This is a genomic window from Staphylococcus sp. HMSC070D05 (assembly GCF_001815595.1).
GTDB lineage: Bacteria > Bacillota > Bacilli > Staphylococcales > Staphylococcaceae > Staphylococcus > Staphylococcus hominis.
Genome location: NZ_KV821149.1, coordinates 52,659 through 70,078 on the forward strand (window position 1 = coordinate 52,659; position 17,420 = coordinate 70,078).

Consider the following 17,420-nt stretch of genomic DNA (forward strand, 5'->3'; position numbering starts at 1 on the left):
TCTATATTATTTCAATAGAAATTGTCCTTTTTCACTTATCCAGAAACTTTAAGTCCCGGACTTTTTTATTCTTCATTTACTTTCATAATTACTGGTAAAATCATTGGACGACGAGCTGTTTTTTCATATAAATATGGCTGTAACGTTTCAATGATTGAAGATTTAATTTGATGCCATTGAATATCATCATTTGAATTTAGTTTTGAAATAACATCTGTTTTAATTTTTCGTTGTGCATCATAAATTAATTGGCCAGATTCACGCATGTAAACAAAACCACGTGAAATAATATCTGGACCTGAAAGAAGTTTATTTGTTTTAAAATCAATACTTACTACAACAATAACCAATCCTTCTTCAGATAATAATTTACGATCTCGAATGACAACATTACCAATATCACCGATGCCACTTCCATCAACTAATACATTACCAGATGGAATTCGACCAGCTTTACGCGCAGAATCGTGTGTTAAAGCTAAGACATCACCAATATCAAAAATAAAGACATTTTCTTCTTTAACACCACAATCAATACCTGTTTGACCATGAGCTTTTAACATACGATATTCACCATGAATAGGTAAGAAGTATTTAGGTTGGATTAAACGAAGCATTAACTGTTGGTCGCCTTGGGAACCATGTCCTGAAGTATGAATGTTAGAAATCTTACTGTGAATAACATCAGCACCAGCTTTATATAATGCGTTAATTGTACGATTGATACTTTTAGTATTCCCTGGAATAGGAGAAGAACTGAATACTACAGTATCGTCAGGTATAATTTTGATTTGTTTGTGTGTACCATTAGCGATACGTGAAAGTGCAGCCATTGGTTCACCTTGAGAGCCAGTGCATAAAATAAGTAACTCGTGTTTAGGAATATTATTAATTTTGTTAGGCTCAACAAATGTTTCTGGAGGTGCTTTGATATAACCAAGCTCCATACCAATCTTAATATTATTTTCCATTGAACGGCCAAAAGTTACAATTTTACGATTATATTTAATTGCTGCTTCCACCGCTTGTTGGACACGATAGATGTTTGATGCAAAGGTTGCGAAAATAATACGACCTTTACAATTACGAAAAATTTTATCGACATTTTGTCCAACTTCACGTTCACTTAATGTGAAATCAGGAACTAGCGCATTAGTAGAGTCAGATAACAAGCATAATACGCCTTCTTTACCAAGTTCTGCCATTTTTGCAATATTTGCAGGCGCACCAACAGGTGTAAAATCAAATTTGAAGTCACCAGTATGGACAATTTTACCTTCAGGTGTGTCAACAACAACACCATATGCTTCCGGGATACTATGCGTAGTTAAGTAAAAAGAAATTTCAAAATGTTTAGATTTTATAACACTATCTTCTGTAATTTCATTTAGACTAGCATTACGCAGTAAATTGTGTTCTTCTAATTTATTGCGTATTAAACCTAAAGCTAAAGGGCCACCATAAATAGGAACATTAATTTGTTTTAGTAGGTAGGGCACACCACCTATATGGTCTTCATGTCCATGAGTAATAAATAAACCAACAATTTTATCTTGATTTTGTTCTAAGTAGGTATAATCAGGAATAACATAGTCTATACCTAATAAATTATCATCAGGGAATTTGATTCCAGCATCGATGATAACAATTTCATCTTTATACTCCACAGCATAAGTGTTTTTACCAACCTCACCTAACCCGCCTAGAGCATATACACCTACTTCATTAGAATGTAATTGTTTCATTATTGAGCGTTCTCCACATTAAAGTGATCAGAATGTTCTTTTTCATATTCTAAATGTGCGCCCTCTAATTTAGTAATAAATTCGATATTATAATTGCGATCTTTTAAATAACGTCTTACTTGTTCTTCAGTTTCACCTTCAACATAAATTGTATTTGTGTTCTCACGAACAATTACTTCGTCTTTATTATGTTGAAAAAATACTTTAAATACTGCCATGATATATATTTCCTCCTAAATAAATGTTTATTTATTGTCTTATGAGCACAAGTAGAAAATAAATAAAATATACATGTTTATTTATTTTCACATCTAACGTGAATGCTACATAACAGGCATTTTAAATTTTTAATATAAAATAATATTTATTTTACTGTGCTTAAAGGCAAATCATACATGTCGTTCATTTTTTGAAAGATAGTAATTTACTATGATTTCAGTTAATTTTTATTTTACCTTATGTATCAGAATAAATAAAGCAGTTTATATGTAGTAAAAGTAGAAGGAAATTGAATAAAAAAAGAAAAACCTAACACATTTATTACAATAATGTAAAAATGCATTAGGCTTAAATATTAGACTTCAACTGAGTCTGGTAATGGAGTAAGAGGATGATCTTTATCGATATAATCGTAGAACATAATACCATTTAAATGATCAATTTCATGTTGAAATACAATTGCTGGATAACCTTTTAAACGTAATTTAACTTCATTACCATCAATATCATAAGCTTTAATTGTTGTTCTATAATGACGATGAACTAAACCAGGTATATTTTCATCTACACTTAAACAACCCTCACCAGTAGGTAAATAAGCGTGTTGAACACTATGACTAATTACTTTAGGATTGACCAACATATAGTCGTAAGATTTACCTTCCCCATCGTCAGGTAAATACACAGCTATCATTTTTTTTGAAATATTAATTTGTGGTGCAGCTAAACCTACTCCAGAGCGTAGACCATATTTTTTAGCAATTTCATCATCTTGGCTATTAATTAAAAATTCACGCATATCACGCAAAGTATTTTTGTCTTCTTCAGAAAGAGGTAAATTCACGTCTTTTGCTTTTTCGCGTAACGTAGGATGTCCATCTCTAATAATATCTTTCATTGTTAACATGTTATACACCTTCCTTATATAATATAAAATATAACAGATAATATACATTTACGTACATTATATAGTTTCATTTGATTTATAAACTATCTTTATATAATATTACAATCGAAACACTATGAGGAGGAATGACATTAATGAAATTACGTAAAACCATAGTTGTTGCAGCTGCCTCTACACTTTTATTAGCTGGTTGTACAACTGATAAAAAAGAGGTAAAAGCTTATGACGATAATGTTCAAAAAGCATTTGATAAAGAACAATCTATAAATGAGGTTAGTAAAAAACTAAATTCACTTGAAGAAAAGAAACAAGGTTTGTATAAAAAAGCAAATAGTAATGACAGTAATACACGTAGTAAAGCAGCTGACGATGTACTTGATAATATTGATAAACGAGAAAAAACCTTTGATAAGGAAGTTTCAATTTTAAAAAATTCCGAAAAGCAATTTAAAAAAGGCGATTCTCATATTAACGATATTAAAAATGATAATAAAAGAAAAGAAGTTAAACAACTTGATGATGCTATAAAAAACAAATATAAAACACATGACGACTATGCTAAGGCTTATAAAAATGTATTAAGTAAAGAAAAAGATTTATTTGAATTAGTCAAACAAGATGGAGTAACGCAATCTCAAGTAGACGAAAAAAACAATGCGCTTAATAAAGCTCAAGAAAACTTTAAGAAAAAATTCCAGGCTTATGCTAAGGCAATGAATACAGTTAATAAAGAAAAACAAGACGTCGATCATTTAATCTCTTAACATCACTAATACAGTGTTAATTGTTACATTGATACAGTTTCTCAGACTGTATCTTTTTTTAGTAATACAGAACTTTATGAAAATGTTTAACAGTCTAAAATAATTGTGGTACACTATGAGTGGATAAAATGAATTTCTATTATATGGGAAAGGTATGGTGAATTGAATGGCTCCTAAGTTACAAGCCCAATTCGATGCAGTAAAAGTATTAAATGATACTCAGTCGAAATTTGAAATGGTTCAAATTTTGGACGTAGATGGTAATGTCGTAAATGAAGACTTAGTACCTGATTTAACTGATGAACAATTAGTAGAATTAATGGAAAGAATGGTGTGGACACGTATTCTTGACCAACGTTCTATTTCTTTAAATAGACAAGGTCGTTTAGGTTTCTATGCTCCAACAGCAGGACAAGAAGCATCTCAATTAGCTTCTCAATATGCTTTAGAAAAAGAAGACTTCATTTTACCTGGTTACCGTGATGTACCACAACTTATTTGGCACGGTTTACCGTTAACTGATGCCTTCTTATTCTCAAGAGGTCACTTTAAAGGTAACCAATTCCCTGAAGGCGTAAACGCATTCAGTCCACAAATCATTATCGGTGCACAATATATCCAAACAGCTGGTGTGGCATTCGGTATTAAAAAACGTGGTAAAAAAGCAGTTGCTATCACTTACACTGGTGATGGTGGTTCTTCACAAGGTGATTTCTACGAAGGTATTAACTTTGCTTCTGCTTATAAAGCACCAGCAATCTTTGTTATCCAAAACAATAACTATGCTATTTCTACTCCACGTAGTAAACAAACAGCTGCTACTACATTAGCTCAAAAAGCAATTGCAGTAGGTATCCCTGGTATCCAAGTTGATGGTATGGATGCATTAGCTGTATATCAAGCTACTAAAGAAGCTCGTGATCGCGCAATTAATGGTGAAGGTCCAACATTAATCGAAACTATGACTTATCGTTATGGTCCACATACAATGGCTGGAGATGATCCAACTCGTTACAGAACTTCAGATGAAGATGCAGAGTGGGAGAAAAAAGACCCGTTAGTTCGTTTTAGAAAATTCTTAGAAAATAAAGGATTATGGAGCGAAGAGAAAGAAAACGAAGTTATTGAACGTGCTAAAGACGACATCAAGAAAGCAATTAAAGAGGCTGACAATACTCCAAAACAAACTGTTCTTGATTTAATGGATATCATGTATGAAGATATGCCTCAAAATTTAGCTGAACAATATGAAATTTACAAAGAGAAGGAGTCGAAATAAGCCATGGCACAAATGACAATGGTTCAAGCGATTAACAATGCGCTTAAAACTGAATTGCAAAATGACGAAAACGTTTTAATTTTCGGTGAAGACGTTGGTGTTAACGGCGGTGTATTCCGTGTTACTGAAGGTTTACAAAAAGAATTCGGTGAAGACCGTGTATTCGACACACCATTAGCTGAATCTGGTATTGGTGGTTTAGCTCTTGGTTTAACTGCAGAAGGTTTCCGTCCTGTAATGGAAATTCAATTCTTAGGATTCGTATTTGAAGTGTTTGATGAAGTTGCTGGTCAAATTGCTCGTACGCGTTTCCGTTCAGGTGGTTCTAAAACTGCTCCTGTAACAATTCGTACACCATTTGGTGGTGGGGTACACACTCCAGAATTACACGCAGATAACTTAGAAGGTATTTTAGCTCAATCACCAGGTATTAAAGTAGTTATTCCATCTGGTCCTTATGATGCTAAAGGTTTATTACTTTCATCAATCAGATCAAACGATCCAGTTGTATATTTAGAGCACATGAAATTATATCGTTCATTCCGTGAAGAAGTTCCTGAAGAAGAATATACAATTGAAATTGGTAAAGCAAATGTCAAAAAAGAAGGTAATGACATTACATTAATTGCATACGGTGCAATGGTACAAGAATCTGAAAAAGCTGCAGAAGAACTTGAAAAAGAAGGTTACTCTGTAGAAGTTATCGATTTACGTACAGTTCAACCAATCGATATTGATACATTAGTTGCATCAGTTGAAAAAACTGGTCGTGCAGTAGTTGTTCAAGAAGCTCAACGTCAAGCTGGTGTTGGTGCTACTGTAGCAGCTGAATTAGCTGAACGTGCTATTCTTTCATTAGAAGCTCCAATTGCACGTGTTGCTGCTGCTGATACTGTATATCCATTTACTCAAGCTGAAAACGTTTGGTTACCAAATAAAAATGATATTATTGAACAAGCTAAAGCTACTTTAGAATTCTAATAGTATATACAAAACAGTAAGCTATATATGAATCTATATATTTAAAATAAGTATTTTCTATTTATTTTATGTATATATAATTAATTGTAAACTAGAGACGTAGGACAAAATGATAAAGTGTTAACAGACACGACATATTATTCTGTCCTTCCTCTATGTTATAAATTTATTTAAATAATAAATATTTAAATCTTAGGAGGATAAGAACGTGGCATTTGAATTTAGACTACCCGACATTGGTGAAGGTATCCACGAAGGTGAAATCGTTAAGTGGTTTGTTTCAGCCGGAGATACAATTGAAGAGGATGACGTATTAGCAGAGGTTCAAAATGATAAATCTGTAGTAGAAATCCCATCTCCTGTAAGCGGTACAATTGAAGAAGTAGTAGTTGAAGAAGGCACTGTAGCAGTTGTAGGTGATGTCATTGTTAAAATTGACGCACCAGATGCAGAAGAAATGCAATTTAAAGGTCATGATGATGACGATGCTTCATCTAAAGAAGAAGAACCTGCAAAAGAAGAAGCTAAAACTGAAGAAACTCCAGCAGCTTCAACATCACAAGATGAAAAAGTAGACGAAAACAGACGAATTAAAGCAATGCCATCTGTACGTAAATATGCACGTGAAAAAGGCGTGAACATTAAAGCAGTTTCTGGTTCAGGTAAAAATGGACGTATTACTAAAGAAGACATCGATAACCACTTAAATGGTGGCGGTGCTCAAGCAGCAACAGCTTCAAATGAAAGTGCAGCTGCTTCAACATCAGAAGATACTTCTGCAGTTCAAACTCAATCAGTACCTGAAGGAGACTTCCCTGAAACTACAGAAAAAATCCCTGCTATGCGTAAAGCAATTGCTAAAGCAATGGTTAACTCAAAACACACTGCTCCACACGTAACATTAATGGATGAAATTGATGTTCAAGACTTATGGGATCACCGTAAAAAATTCAAAGAAGTTGCAGCTGAACAAGGTATTAAGTTAACCTTCTTACCATATGTTGTTAAAGCACTTGTTTCTGCACTTAAAAAATACCCAGCACTTAATACGTCATTTAATGAAGAAGCTGGTGAAATTGTACACAAACATTACTGGAATATTGGTATCGCTGCAGATACTGAAAGAGGTTTATTAGTACCTGTAGTTAAAAATGCAGATCGTAAATCTATTTTCCAAATTTCAGATGAAATTAATGAATTAGCTGTTAAAGCTCGTGATGGTAAATTAACATCTCAAGAAATGAGCGGTGCTACATGTACAATTAGTAATATAGGTTCTGCTGGTGGACAATGGTTCACTCCAGTTATCAATCACCCAGAAGTAGCTATTTTAGGTATTGGACGTATTGCTCAAAAACCTATTGTTAAAGATGGTGAAATTGTAGCAGCTCCAGTATTAGCATTATCATTAAGCTTTGACCACAGACAAATTGATGGTGCAACTGGTCAAAATGCTATGAATCATATCAAACGCTTATTAAATAATCCAGAATTATTATTAATGGAGGGGTAAAACATGGTAGTTGGAGATTTCCCAATTGAAACAGATACTATTGTAATCGGAGCAGGTCCTGGTGGATATGTTGCTGCAATTCGTGCAGCTCAATTAGGACAAAAAGTTACTATTGTTGAAAAAGGTGACTTAGGTGGTGTGTGCTTAAACGTTGGATGTATTCCATCAAAAGCGTTATTACATGCTTCTCATCGTTTCGTAGAAGCTCAACACTCTGAAAATTTAGGAATTATTGCTGAAAGCGTATCACTTAAATTTGATAAAGTTCAAGAATTTAAACAATCAGTTGTTAATAAATTAACTGGCGGTGTTGAAGGATTATTAAAAGGTAATAAAGTTGACATCGTTCGTGGTGAAGCTTATTTCGTAGATGAAAATAGTTTACGTGTTATGGACGAGAAAAGTGCTCAAACGTATAACTTCAAAAATGCTATTATTGCAACTGGTTCAAGACCAATTGAAATTCCTAATTTTGAATTTGGTAAACGTGTTATCGATTCAACAGGGGCTTTAAACTTACAAGAAGTTCCTGGTAAATTAGTAGTTGTCGGCGGCGGTTATATTGGTTCAGAACTTGGTACTGCATTTGCTAACTTCGGTTCTGAAGTTACAATTTTAGAAGGTGCTAAAGAAATTCTTGGCGGTTTCGAAAAACAAATGGTTCAACCTGTTAAAAAAGGTATGAAAGAAAAAGGCGTTGAAATTATCACTGAAGCTATGGCTAAAAACGCTGAAGAAACTGAAAATGGTGTTAAAGTTACTTACGAAGCTAAAGGTGAAGAAAAAACAATCGAAGCTGATTATGTATTAGTAACTGTAGGACGTCGTCCAAATACTGACGAATTAGGCTTAGAAGAGTTAGGTCTTAAATTTGCTGATCGTGGATTATTAGAAGTAGACAAACAAAGTCGTACTTCTATTAAAAACATCTACGCAATTGGTGATATCGTACCTGGTTTACCACTTGCACACAAAGCAAGTTATGAAGGTAAAGTAGCTGCAGAAGTAATCTCAGGTCAAGCATCAGAAGTTGATTACATTGGTATGCCTGCTGTATGCTTCACTGAACCAGAATTAGCTCAAGTTGGTTATACTGAAGCTCAAGCTAAAGAAGAAGGTTTAGATTTCAAAGCATCTAAATTCCCTTATGCTGCTAACGGACGTGCTTTATCATTAGATGATACAACTGGTTTTGTTAAATTAATTACATTAAAAGAAGATGACACAGTTATTGGCGCTCAAGTAGCAGGTAATGGTGCTTCTGATATTATTTCTGAATTAGGTTTAGCTATCGAAGCAGGTATGAATGCTGAAGATATCGCATTAACTGTTCATGCTCACCCAACATTAGGTGAAATGACTATGGAAGTTGCTGAAAAAGCTATTGGATTACCAATCCATACTATGTAATTTCTTTTTGAAATAATTGAGAATTAAATCGACGTATTTAATTGAAATAATTGAAATAACCATTTACGGTGGGACTATGATTTTTATAAAAATCTAGTTCCACCTTTTTTATAGAAATAAGTTTATATTTTGGAGGGTAACTATGGAATATCAATATCCACTAGATTTAGATTGGTCTAATGATGAAATGATTGATGTTATTAAATTTTTTAATCAAATTGAAAACTATTATGAAAAATCTATAATAGGTACTGAGCTAATGGAACAGTATAAAAGATTTAAACAAATTGTGCCAAGTAAAGCTGAAGAAAAACAAATTTTTAAAGAATTTGAAGAAAAAAGTGGCTATAATAGCTATAAAGTCATCCAAGAAGTTAAAAAACATCCCGATCAAGAAAATTTTAGTAAACATTAAGATTTCTAATTCAATCTAAATTTTTTAATATATCTATTGAATTTAAAGCTGTATTTTGATATTTTTATTAAGCATTAAACAAAATGTTTGATAATAGTAAACAAGATACAGCTTTTTTAGGTGGTTGGTTATGCAAATTGGATATAAATTAAAAAATATAAGACGTCAAAAAAATCTCACTCAAGAAGAGTTAGCGGAACGAACTGATTTATCAAAAGGATACATATCACAAATTGAAAGTGAATATGCGTCTCCAAGTATGGAAACATTTTTAAGTATATTAGAAGTATTAGGTACTACACCAAGTGATTTTTTTAAAGAAAAAGCGAAAGAAAAAGTATTATATAAAAAAAGTGAACGAACGATTTATGATGAATATGACAGAGGATATATTTTAAATTGGGTTGTACCCAGTTCAAATGAATATGAAATGGAACCTCTTATATTAACAATTAAACCTGGATCATCGTACAAATCTTTTGAACCTTCTGAATCTGATACTTTTATTTATTGTTTAGAGGGATGTGTAACACTTACGTTAGGTAAAGAGCGCTATCAAGCTTATGAAGGAGATGTACTTTATTTTAGAGCAAATGAATTACATCAATTACATAATAATTCAAAACATGAAGTTAAAATTCTAATTGTAGCAACAGCATCATATTTATAAAGGAGAAAATGGATTGGAGTCACTATTATCTTTTAAAAAAGTTACTAAGAAATTTGATAATACAACAATATTAAATAATATGAACTTAGTTATTGAATCGGGATATTTTTATACTTTGCTTGGTCCCTCAGGATGTGGTAAAACTACGATTTTAAAACTTATTGCAGGATTTGAACAACCTAATGAAGGTCAAATTATTTATAAAAATCAGTCTATCGAAAAATTACCTGCCAATAAACGTAAAGTAAATACAGTCTTTCAAGATTATGCTTTATTTCCTCATTTAAATGTATATGAGAATATTGCTTTTGGTTTAAGACTAAAAAAGTTTTCTAAAAAAGAAATTGATAAGGAAGTTAAAGAAGCATTAAAACTTGTTAAGTTAACAGGTTATGAACAACGTCATATTAATGAAATGAGTGGGGGACAAAAACAGAGAGTTGCTATTGCCAGAGCTATTGTAAATAAACCAGAAATTTTATTATTAGATGAATCTCTTTCGGCACTAGATTTAAAATTACGTACTGAAATGCAATATGAACTTCGTGAGTTACAAAAAAGATTAGGCATCACTTTTATTTTTGTTACTCATGATCAAGAAGAAGCATTGGCACTTAGTGATTATATTTTTGTGATGAAAGATGGTGAAATACAACAATTTGGTACACCAACAGATATTTATGATGAACCAGTGAATCGATTCGTGGCTGATTTTATTGGAGAATCTAATATTGTTGATGGCACAATGGTTAAAGATTTTGTAGTGAATATATATGGTCAGGATTTTGAATGTGTTGATGCTCGGATTCCATCTGGGAAAAAAATTGAAGTAGTGATTCGTCCAGAGGATATTTCTTTAGTTGAATCGACACAAGGTTTATTCACTGCAACTGTCGATTCAATGCTTTTTAGAGGTGTACATTACGAAATTTGTTGTATTGATGAAAAAGGGTATGAATGGGTTATTCAATCTACTAAAAAGACAACAATAGGAAGTCAGGTAGGTTTGTTTTTTGAACCTGAAGCTATTCATATTATGGTTCCTGGAGAAACTGAAGAAGAATTTGATAAACGTATTGAAAGTTATGAGGATATTGAACATGCGTAATTTAAATAAATTTCTCATCATTCCATATTTATTATGGATGATTATTTTTATTATTATTCCTGTGCTATTACTTGTATATTTTTCATTTATCGATATAAATGGTCACTTTAGTTTTACAAATTATCGACAAGTTTTTTCAATGAAATATTTAAAAATGATGTGGGATTCTATTTTTTATGCGACACTTATAACAATCATTACACTCATTATAAGTTATCCTGCAGCCTATTTTATTAGATCTTCAAAATTCCAAAATATTTGGTTACTTATATTAATCATACCCACATGGATTAATTTATTGTTAAAAACTTATGCTTTTATTGGAATTTTAAGTCACGAAGGTATGATTAATAAAATGTTAGGTATAATGCATATTGGTCCACTAAATTTGTTGTTTACATCAGGTGCGTTTTTACTTGTTGCAAGTTATATTTATATACCATTTATGATTTTGCCTATTTTTAATAGCATGAAATCAATTCCTAATAATTTATTACAAGCTTCAAGTGATTTAGGTGCAAATACATTTACTACTTTTCGTAAAGTCATACTTCCTTTAACTAAAGAAGGTGTGATGACAGGTGTTCAAGTTACATTTATACCAGCACTATCATTATTTATGATTACTAGATTGATAGCTGGAAATAAAGTGATTAATATTGGGACATCTATTGAGGAACAATTTTTAGTTATTCAAAACTACGGAATGGGTTCGACAATAGCTATCTTTTTAATTGTATTTATGGCCTTTGTCTTAATTATTACTAAATCTAAAGAAACAAATGGAAGAGGGTGAATTAAATGAAATGGTACGGGAAACTTTATATAGGAATATTACTTGTTGTATTATATCTTCCTATTTTTTTCTTAATGTTTTATTCGTTTAATTCAGCTGGAAATATGATACATTTTGAACATTTTACTTTAGAACATTATCAATCGTTATTTCAAGATGATTATTTAATGTCTGTAATATTCAATACAATAACAGTTGCATTGCTATCCGCAGCAGTATCTACTATTATAGGAACATTTGGAGCAATATCAATTTATTATTTGCGAAATAAGAAGTTTAAATTGACATTACTTACATTAAATAATGTACTAATGGTTTCATCTGATGTTGTCATAGGTGCCTCATTTTTAATTATGTTCACAGCTTTAGGACATATATTTGGATTAGGGTTAGGATTTGGAACAGTATTAGCATCTCATATTGCATTCTGTATACCTATAGTAGTCATTCTTGTGCTACCACAGCTATATGAAATGAATCATAACATGTTAAATGCAGCTCGTGATTTAGGCGCTACAGAATCTCAAGTACTCGGACGTATACTTTTACCAAACTTAATGCCTGCTATTATTGGTGGGTTTTTTATGGCACTTACTTATTCCTTAGATGATTTTACTGTAAGTTTTTTTGTGACAGGTAATGGATTTAGTGTCTTATCAGTAGAGGTGTATGCCATGGCTCGAAAAGGTATCAGTATGGAAATAAATGCTATTTCAACAATCTTATTTTTAGCTATTGTGCTAGGTATTATTGGATACTATGCACTTCAAAATATATTAAAACGTAGAAGTGCTAAAAGAGGGGCAATAGAATGAAACAATTTTTTCAGTTAATTATCGGTGCCATTGTAGTAGGATTGATATGTTTAGGAATAAGTCATTGGTTTAATTCTCAAGATAATACAAAAACTGGTAAAAAAGTTTATGTATATAACTGGGGAGAATACATTGATCCTGATTTAATAAAGAAATTTGAAAAAGAGACAGGTATGCAAGTTGTTTATGAAACATTTGATTCGAATGAAGCCATGGAAGCAAAAATTAAAAATGGTGGTACACATTATGATGTTGCATTTCCAAGTGAATATACTGTTCAAAAATTAAAAAGAGAACATTTATTAGAACCTTTAGATCATCAGAAAATACCTAATATTAAAAATTTGGATTCTGATTATATGAATATGGCTTATGATCCACATAATAACTATTCAATACCGTATTTTTTTGGAACGGTAGGTATTCTATACAATAAAAAAGTGTATCCTAATGAACAATTTGATAATTGGAGCGATTTATATCAGTCTAAATACAAAAATGATATATTACTTGTTGACGGAGCTAGAGAAATTATAGGATTAGCTTTAAATAAATTGGGTTATAGTTTAAATGATTCCAATCCTGTTCATATTAAACAAGCAGAACAAGACTTACAATCTCTTACACCTCAAGTTAGAGGGGTAGTAGGCGATGAAATTACTATGATGCTTCAACAAAATGAAGGCCATATTGCTGTAGTATGGAGTGGCATAGCAGCGCCACTTGTTCAAGAGGGAGATACTTATGATTATGTGGTTCCTAAAGAAGGTTCTAATTTATGGTTTGATAATATGGTCATTCCTAAAACTGCTCAAAATAAAGAAGGAGCATACCAATTTATTAACTTTTTATTAGATGCTAAAAATAATAAACAAAATACAGAATGGGTTGGGTATGCTACTCCTAATAAGGCGGCTAGAAATTTATTACCAAATAATATAAAAAACGATCACCGTTTTTATCCAACTCAAAAAGAACAAAAACGTTTAGAAATTTATAAAGATTTAGAAGGGAAAACATTAGGAGAATATAACGAAAGTTTCTTGAATTTTAAAATGTCTTTAAAATAAGTGATAATTAGTAGTTATTTTCCTATAAATTAGATATAATAATTTGACAAGTCAATTAAGGAGTTGTAATAAATGTCAGGAGAACGATACACACAAATCAAACGACCTGTGAGCCGTTTAACTGAGAAACTTTTAGGTTGGATTAGTTGGACTTTCTTATTAATATTAACGGTTATTACAATGTTTATTGCACTCGTATCATTCAGTAATGATACATCCATTCAAAATCTTGAAAATTCCATGAATAATAATCAACTAATACAACAAATACTAGTTAATAATAGTCTAAATACGACTCAATTTGTTATATGGTTACAAAATGGAATTTGGGCAATTATCGTGTACTTTATCATTTGTTTATTAATTTCATTTTTGGCATTAATTTCTATGAATATTAGAATTTTATCTGGAATATTATTTTTAATTGCTTCCATTATTACTTTGCCTTTAGTGTTATTATTTATTACATTAATTATTCCAATCTTCTTCTTCATTACAGCGATTATGATGTTTGCAAGAAGAAGTAAATTAGAAACAGTTCCAGCGTATGGTTCTACTTATGATTATCCGACTTATTATAATCAAAGAGATGATTATGATGAAGAACCTACTCAATATTATGATGAAGAAGAGTACATAGAACCCCCTCGTAAGAATAAAAAATCAGAACGTCGTACTCGTCGTAAACCTTCAAGTTATTATAATGAAAGAGAACATGATGATGAAGGTTATACTCATATTACTCAAAACAATAATGAGCAAGATTTTAATGAGGATATTGAGGAAGATAAATATAATCAATACCCTAAACGTGCTGTAACAAGTGAATATCAACAATCTTCAAATGAGGATGATACTTCTGGCGTGCTTTCAAGACAAAGAAAGTATAAATATAAATCAAAAAATAGTATGCCGAATGAAGTTAATGATGATGATGAAAATATATTCAATGAAAATAATATAGAAACAGACTCATATATTGATAAGAAAGAGCAAAAAGCACAACGTAAAAGAGAAAAAGCGGAATTACGTGCTAAGAAAAAAGAAAAACGTAAAGCTTATAATCAACGTATGAAAGAAAAAAGAAAGAATCAGCCAAGTGCCGTTAATCAACGTCGAATGAATTATGAAGAGCGTAAGCAAATTTTAAATAAAGAAGAAAACAAAGAGAAACACTCAGTTGATCAGGAATAATTGAAGGGTATTCGTTTTACGTATAACTCCCAAGCAATTTGAATTAAATTGCTTGGGAGTTTATTTATAATCAATAAAAATAAAATTGTATAAGTATATAATCATAGAAAGATAGAAATTAAAAAATACTCCAATAGAAATGATCATTGCGACTATATCATTTCTATTGGAGTATTTGTAAAACCTACATTATATAACACAGTTAAGTCATTAATTATTAAAATTAAATCTATACTATTCATATTATTACATTGATACGAATGTTTAATATAGTGTGGTTTGTGATGATATTACGCAAGTTATATTGAATTCAAAGAATACAAATAAAAAACTATTGTTAAGATATCATGTTCAATAACTTAACAATAGTTTCATTTTATGCAAATGATGCAAAAAATTCTTTAAACGTTTCGATGATTAAATAAACATTAAGTAGGCTTAGAATAATAATTAAACTCCAAGAACAACAATTAATCCAGTTTTTATTATAAAAGGGCCCCATTAATTTTTTGTTGCTTGTTGCAAGTTGTAAAGGGATGAGTGAAAACGGTAAAGCGATACTTAAAAATACTTGAGAAAATACTAAAAGTTGTTCCATTTTATTTTCATTACCTTTAAATACGATTAAACAAATAATAACAGGAATGACAGCTAAACCTCTAGTAATTAATCGTCTTAACCAGTTTGGAATTGATAATCTTAAAAACCCTTCCATAACAATTTGACCTGAGAGTGTTCCAGTGATTGTAGAATTTTGCCCAGATGCAAGTAGTGCAATAGCGAATAAAGTACTCATTATACTGCCAAGTACTGATCCTAGAAGCGGCTGAGTTTTAAGGGCATGATATAAATCATAAAATCCTCCTAATTTGTCAGCATTAACACCATAAAATAGCGCAGCACCTAATACAAGTAACAAGCAATTTACTATAAAAGCGATGCTTAATTGTATATTAGAATCAATTGTTGCATATGTAATTGCTTGTGCCTTATCGTTCTCATTAGTTCTATCATATTTACGTGATTGTACAATCGAAGAATGTAAATAGAGATTATGAGGCATAATTGTAGCACCAATAATCCCTAAAGCAATATACAGCATACTATGATTTGTAACGATATCCTTATGCGGAATAAAACCGTTAAGAATATTAATCACTTTAGGTGATGAAATAAATACTTCGAATAAGAAAATAATTAGAACAGTAAAAATTAATGTTCCGACAATAGCTTCGATTTTTCTGAAGCCAAATTTCATAATAAAGAGTAAAAGAAAAACATCTAAAACAGTTATAAGTGCACCTATAATTAAAGGAATATTAAACAATAAGTCTAGAGCTATTGCACTTCCGATAATTTCAGCAATGTCTGTAGCGATAATAGCTAGTTCTGCTATTATCCAAAACATAATTGCTAACGGACGATTTAAATAATGTCGTGTCATTTGTGCTAAATCCATATCTGTAGCAATACCTAATCTAACTGTCATGCTTTGCAAAAGCATTGCAGATAAACTTGAAACTAAAATAATAAAAAGAAGGATATAACCAAATTGTGCTCCACCTTGCATAGATGTAATCCAGTTACCTGGATCCATATATCCCACCGCTACTAATAATCCTGGACCTAAAAAAGCTAAAAATTTTTGGCTTGCACTTTTATTACTACTAAAGTCTACTGTATTATTAATTTCATCTAAGCTGCGTTGTTTTTTATCACTAATATGATTCATTCATAAACTCCTAAAATCTTTTTAATTATATTAACCTAATTATATTTTTAGGTCAACCTAAAAATAAAAAAGAATATTACTGAATTTAGATGGGTCCTCAAGACAGTCAGCGACTATCAATAAAATAAAAAATACCTGAGACTTCTAGTAAAGTCTCAGGCAGAAGAATAGTATTTATTCATATAATTTTAAGAATTCATCAAATGTTTCTTTAATAAAAGCTAAAAATGTTTCATCTGATTCTAATCGTTCATCACTAGGAGCTAAAGTACGTGCTATAAAAAATTCTCCTTTTTTCACATTTTTAACACGATCAATAGCTTGATGTAAATCAGTATCACTTAAATCTTTAATATATTGTTTATCTTTTTTCATGTGATCTAAACTAATTTGATAATCATTTGGAAGTTGTTTTAATGCATTAAAATGTTTATCAAAAATTTTAACACGTTCTTCTTTATTTTTTCCTTCATGCATTATTCCATACATGATAAATAATTGATCCCTAAAAAGGCCAATTTGGAAGTGAGGTAACATTTTATAACCACGTTTATTAGGTGCAAAAGCGACCCAGGTATCTATAGGAGGATTAACACTTCTACGCGCATGTTTAGCAACATGTGCATAAAATGTTTCTCCAGTTTGAGAAGTGAAATACTCACTAAAATAATCGCCTAACTGATGTAATTGAGGTCTAATATATTTGTTTAAAGCTTCCATTCGTTCATCTAAACCCTCAACGTCAAATGTTTTAAAATCCTTAGGTGTAAAGGTGTATTGTGTCATTGACCTTCCTCCTATT

General features: G+C 31.1%; 17 protein-coding genes. 12 read left to right on the forward strand and 5 right to left on the reverse strand.

What is annotated here, in order from left to right; all coding sequences use genetic code 11:
• Positions 1–65: 65 nt before the first annotated feature.
• From rnjA to def, 3 genes are all read right to left on the reverse strand, one after another.
• Positions 66–1,745 (reverse strand): ribonuclease J1, encoded by a 1,680-nt coding sequence (gene rnjA / locus HMPREF3046_RS08545; RefSeq protein ID WP_070718669.1) that lies wholly within the window; start codon positions 1,743–1,745, stop codon positions 66–68.
• On the reverse strand, positions 1,745–1,963 hold the full coding sequence (locus HMPREF3046_RS08550) for a DNA-dependent RNA polymerase subunit epsilon (protein WP_002448185.1): 219 nt from the start codon (positions 1,961–1,963) through the stop codon (positions 1,745–1,747). Before HMPREF3046_RS08550 ends, rnjA begins: the two co-directional genes overlap by 1 nt.
• Positions 1,964–2,319: 356 nt before the next feature.
• Positions 2,320–2,871: a peptide deformylase gene (gene def / locus HMPREF3046_RS08555; protein WP_002448106.1), complete on the reverse strand. Its 552-nt coding sequence runs from the start codon at positions 2,869–2,871 to the stop codon at positions 2,320–2,322.
• A 134-nt stretch (positions 2,872–3,005) separates the two neighbouring features.
• Between def and HMPREF3046_RS08560 the strand changes: the two genes are divergently transcribed.
• From HMPREF3046_RS08560 to auxB, 12 genes are all read left to right on the forward strand, one after another.
• Complete coding sequence (locus HMPREF3046_RS08560; RefSeq protein ID WP_070718671.1) at positions 3,006–3,635, forward strand: YkyA family protein; 630 nt, start codon at positions 3,006–3,008, stop codon at positions 3,633–3,635.
• 166 nt (positions 3,636–3,801) lie between these two features.
• Complete coding sequence (gene pdhA / locus HMPREF3046_RS08565) at positions 3,802–4,914, forward strand: pyruvate dehydrogenase (acetyl-transferring) E1 component subunit alpha (RefSeq protein ID WP_002448048.1); 1,113 nt, start codon at positions 3,802–3,804, stop codon at positions 4,912–4,914.
• 3 nt (positions 4,915–4,917) lie between these two features.
• Positions 4,918–5,895 carry an alpha-ketoacid dehydrogenase subunit beta gene (locus HMPREF3046_RS08570; RefSeq protein WP_070718674.1) on the forward strand — a complete coding sequence of 326 codons (978 nt, stop codon included), beginning with the start codon at positions 4,918–4,920 and terminating at the stop codon, positions 5,893–5,895.
• 208 nt (positions 5,896–6,103) lie between these two features.
• Positions 6,104–7,408, forward strand: coding sequence for a dihydrolipoamide acetyltransferase family protein (locus HMPREF3046_RS08575; RefSeq protein WP_002488351.1), 1,305 nt, complete (start codon positions 6,104–6,106; stop codon positions 7,406–7,408).
• 3 nt (positions 7,409–7,411) lie between these two features.
• Positions 7,412–8,818, forward strand: coding sequence for a dihydrolipoyl dehydrogenase (lpdA, locus tag HMPREF3046_RS08580; RefSeq protein WP_002455496.1), 1,407 nt, complete (start codon positions 7,412–7,414; stop codon positions 8,816–8,818).
• Positions 8,819–8,960: 142 nt separating this feature from the next.
• The gene (locus tag HMPREF3046_RS08585; RefSeq protein ID WP_070718677.1) at positions 8,961–9,233 is read left to right on the forward strand and encodes a UPF0223 family protein; all 273 of its coding nucleotides are present in this window, start codon (positions 8,961–8,963) and stop codon (positions 9,231–9,233) included.
• 130 nt (positions 9,234–9,363) lie between these two features.
• Positions 9,364–9,903 (forward strand): helix-turn-helix domain-containing protein, encoded by a 540-nt coding sequence (locus HMPREF3046_RS08590; protein ID WP_070718680.1) that lies wholly within the window; start codon positions 9,364–9,366, stop codon positions 9,901–9,903.
• A 13-nt stretch (positions 9,904–9,916) separates the two neighbouring features.
• On the forward strand, positions 9,917–11,011 hold the full coding sequence (locus tag HMPREF3046_RS08595) for an ABC transporter ATP-binding protein (protein WP_070718683.1): 1,095 nt from the start codon (positions 9,917–9,919) through the stop codon (positions 11,009–11,011).
• Positions 11,004–11,807, forward strand: coding sequence for an ABC transporter permease (locus tag HMPREF3046_RS08600; RefSeq protein ID WP_070718688.1), 804 nt, complete (start codon positions 11,004–11,006; stop codon positions 11,805–11,807). Before HMPREF3046_RS08595 ends, HMPREF3046_RS08600 begins: the two co-directional genes overlap by 8 nt.
• Before the next feature lie 5 nt (positions 11,808–11,812).
• Complete coding sequence (locus HMPREF3046_RS08605) at positions 11,813–12,622, forward strand: ABC transporter permease (RefSeq protein ID WP_070718690.1); 810 nt, start codon at positions 11,813–11,815, stop codon at positions 12,620–12,622.
• Positions 12,619–13,692 carry an ABC transporter substrate-binding protein gene (locus tag HMPREF3046_RS08610; protein ID WP_070718693.1) on the forward strand — a complete coding sequence of 358 codons (1,074 nt, stop codon included), beginning with the start codon at positions 12,619–12,621 and terminating at the stop codon, positions 13,690–13,692. Before HMPREF3046_RS08605 ends, HMPREF3046_RS08610 begins: the two co-directional genes overlap by 4 nt.
• Before the next feature lie 72 nt (positions 13,693–13,764).
• Positions 13,765–14,886: a lipoteichoic acid stability factor AuxB gene (gene auxB, locus HMPREF3046_RS08615; protein WP_070718696.1), complete on the forward strand. Its 1,122-nt coding sequence runs from the start codon at positions 13,765–13,767 to the stop codon at positions 14,884–14,886.
• Between the two features lie 376 nt (positions 14,887–15,262).
• On the opposite strand, the gene HMPREF3046_RS08620 is transcribed toward auxB, so the two are convergent.
• Both HMPREF3046_RS08620 and HMPREF3046_RS08625 read right to left on the reverse strand, forming a co-directional pair.
• A complete protein-coding gene (locus HMPREF3046_RS08620; protein ID WP_070718698.1) occupies positions 15,263–16,618 on the reverse strand; it encodes an Nramp family divalent metal transporter in 1,356 nt (451 codons plus the stop codon).
• 174 nt (positions 16,619–16,792) lie between these two features.
• Positions 16,793–17,404 (reverse strand): YktB family protein, encoded by a 612-nt coding sequence (locus HMPREF3046_RS08625; protein WP_070718701.1) that lies wholly within the window; start codon positions 17,402–17,404, stop codon positions 16,793–16,795.
• Positions 17,405–17,420: the final 16 nt, after the last annotated feature.

Excerpts from the sequence above, each read along its gene's own strand:
- auxB (WP_070718696.1), top strand. The coding sequence starts at position 13,765 with ATGTCAGGAGAACGATACACACAAATCAAACGACCTGTGAGCCGTTTA.
- HMPREF3046_RS08560 (WP_070718671.1), top strand. The coding sequence starts at position 3,006 with ATGAAATTACGTAAAACCATAGTTGTTGCAGCTGCCTCTACACTTTTA.
- HMPREF3046_RS08610 (WP_070718693.1), top strand. The coding sequence starts at position 12,619 with ATGAAACAATTTTTTCAGTTAATTATCGGTGCCATTGTAGTAGGATTG.
- HMPREF3046_RS08620 (WP_070718698.1), bottom strand. The coding sequence starts at position 16,618 with ATGAATCATATTAGTGATAAAAAACAACGCAGCTTAGATGAAATTAAT.
- HMPREF3046_RS08600 (WP_070718688.1), top strand. The coding sequence starts at position 11,004 with ATGCGTAATTTAAATAAATTTCTCATCATTCCATATTTATTATGGATG.
- HMPREF3046_RS08590 (WP_070718680.1), top strand. The coding sequence starts at position 9,364 with ATGCAAATTGGATATAAATTAAAAAATATAAGACGTCAAAAAAATCTC.
- lpdA (WP_002455496.1), top strand. The coding sequence starts at position 7,412 with ATGGTAGTTGGAGATTTCCCAATTGAAACAGATACTATTGTAATCGGA.
- def (WP_002448106.1), bottom strand. The coding sequence starts at position 2,871 with ATGTTAACAATGAAAGATATTATTAGAGATGGACATCCTACGTTACGC.
- HMPREF3046_RS08570 (WP_070718674.1), top strand. The coding sequence starts at position 4,918 with ATGGCACAAATGACAATGGTTCAAGCGATTAACAATGCGCTTAAAACT.
- HMPREF3046_RS08605 (WP_070718690.1), top strand. The coding sequence starts at position 11,813 with ATGAAATGGTACGGGAAACTTTATATAGGAATATTACTTGTTGTATTA.
- HMPREF3046_RS08625 (WP_070718701.1), bottom strand. The coding sequence starts at position 17,404 with ATGACACAATACACCTTTACACCTAAGGATTTTAAAACATTTGACGTT.
- pdhA (WP_002448048.1), top strand. The coding sequence starts at position 3,802 with ATGGCTCCTAAGTTACAAGCCCAATTCGATGCAGTAAAAGTATTAAAT.
- HMPREF3046_RS08585 (WP_070718677.1), top strand. The coding sequence starts at position 8,961 with ATGGAATATCAATATCCACTAGATTTAGATTGGTCTAATGATGAAATG.
- HMPREF3046_RS08550 (WP_002448185.1), bottom strand. The coding sequence starts at position 1,963 with ATGGCAGTATTTAAAGTATTTTTTCAACATAATAAAGACGAAGTAATT.
- rnjA (WP_070718669.1), bottom strand. The coding sequence starts at position 1,745 with ATGAAACAATTACATTCTAATGAAGTAGGTGTATATGCTCTAGGCGGG.